2 protein-coding genes are annotated in these 1383 nt (G+C 33.0%); both read right to left on the bottom strand.

Features of this window, described 5'->3' with window-relative positions; genetic code table 11:
- Positions 1-85: 85 nt before the first annotated feature.
- Positions 86-757 carry a hypothetical protein gene (locus CXF71_RS11935; protein ID WP_101233179.1) on the bottom strand — a complete coding sequence of 224 codons (672 nt, stop codon included), beginning with the start codon at positions 755-757 and terminating at the stop codon, positions 86-88.
- Between the two features lie 121 nt (positions 758-878).
- A partial coding sequence (locus CXF71_RS11930) for a hypothetical protein (RefSeq protein ID WP_157826752.1) occupies positions 879-1383 on the bottom strand: 505 nt, incomplete at its 5' end.

Here is a 1383-nt window from a genome sequence, read left to right as displayed (position 1 = left end):
GCTTTGCTAAGCGGAAAATAATGGTTGGCTATAATCGCGTAGCGATGGCCAACTGTTATTTTTCCGTTTAAGCAACTTGTTAGTTTTACGTTGAATAACCAAAGAAGCACTCTGGATCAACATTAATTTTTAAAATAGCCTGCTCATCACTATCTATGTAATCCTTTACGAATATTGCAACTCTCCATTCATCTTGGTATATAAACGGTGGAACAGGCGCTTTACGCAATATTTCTGTATTTTGTGATTTTAAAAATACACTATTAGAAAGTGCAATAGCTGTACTATTTGGATTTTTTGATAATGTGAGTGGAGTATATTGATAAGCTACTTGACCATAACGATGTGCAATAATATCAACCTGCTTCTGTGCTTGGTATAAAATATCATTTGAAAGTTTGTATAGTGATTTAATACCAAATGTATGATCACCGAAATCTCTTTTCACGTCACTTCTTATACCTGTTCCATGCAAGGAAAGTATGTAACACTTTATAATTTCACAACCAATAGAGCCATCGCCTTCAATTGAAGCAATAGTGCATTCTTTTTTGTTAAACTTTAATGGAAAAGTATGTGGTGTAAAATTTACACCTTCACTGCCATCACGCCTAGCTATATCTGTTTCTTTTGAACGATAATAATGTGCGCTTCTTAACCATAAAGAACCATCATTAATCGCATTATCATATACAAGTTTTTCACAAGTCCTAAACAATAATGGCTCTTCAAAATTAGACTTTATATATTCATCCATAAATTAAATTCCGTACAGTTGATAAGTAAAACTAACGCCACGTTAAGCGGCAAAAAATTGTTGGCTAAAATTGTGAACGGAGTGAAACAGCCAACTGTTTTTTGTCCGTTTGAACGCCTTGTTAGGTGTTTTTACACTCTTGACCAAGCCATTTATTAGTAGCATCTTTATTTGTAGATAAACTCCATAAAGCAAACCTACGAATACCTGTTTCATCTTCTATTATGTCGAAAAACCAAATAGAACCATAAGCTGCAGAAAACCCCTTTCGAGAATTATAAATCATATTGTCCGGAGTGATACATTTTATAAGGCTAACCAAAGAAGGAACGAAAATAGTATCAAACTGCTCTTGTAACTCTTTAATATTATTTATTGTTCGCGCTTTAATTTTTACATAACCATCTGAAGACACATAGGTTTCACTTGAACTAATATTTAATGGAAATGAAATTATTTCTTCGAAAATTGATACATCCTTTTTATCTACACCAATTTTGAGTTTGGCTAAGATTGGTTCAATTTTAGCTTTAGCCTCTTCTTTGGAGTACAGCTCTATACTGAACGCATTCGGTATAGATAAAAAAATTAGAATATAGAATATTGCAACCAGCTTCATAAACACC

Source organism: Colwellia sp. 12G3, assembly GCF_002836775.1.
GTDB lineage: Bacteria > Pseudomonadota > Gammaproteobacteria > Enterobacterales > Alteromonadaceae > Colwellia.
This window is presented reverse-complemented; position numbering and strand designations above follow the sequence as displayed.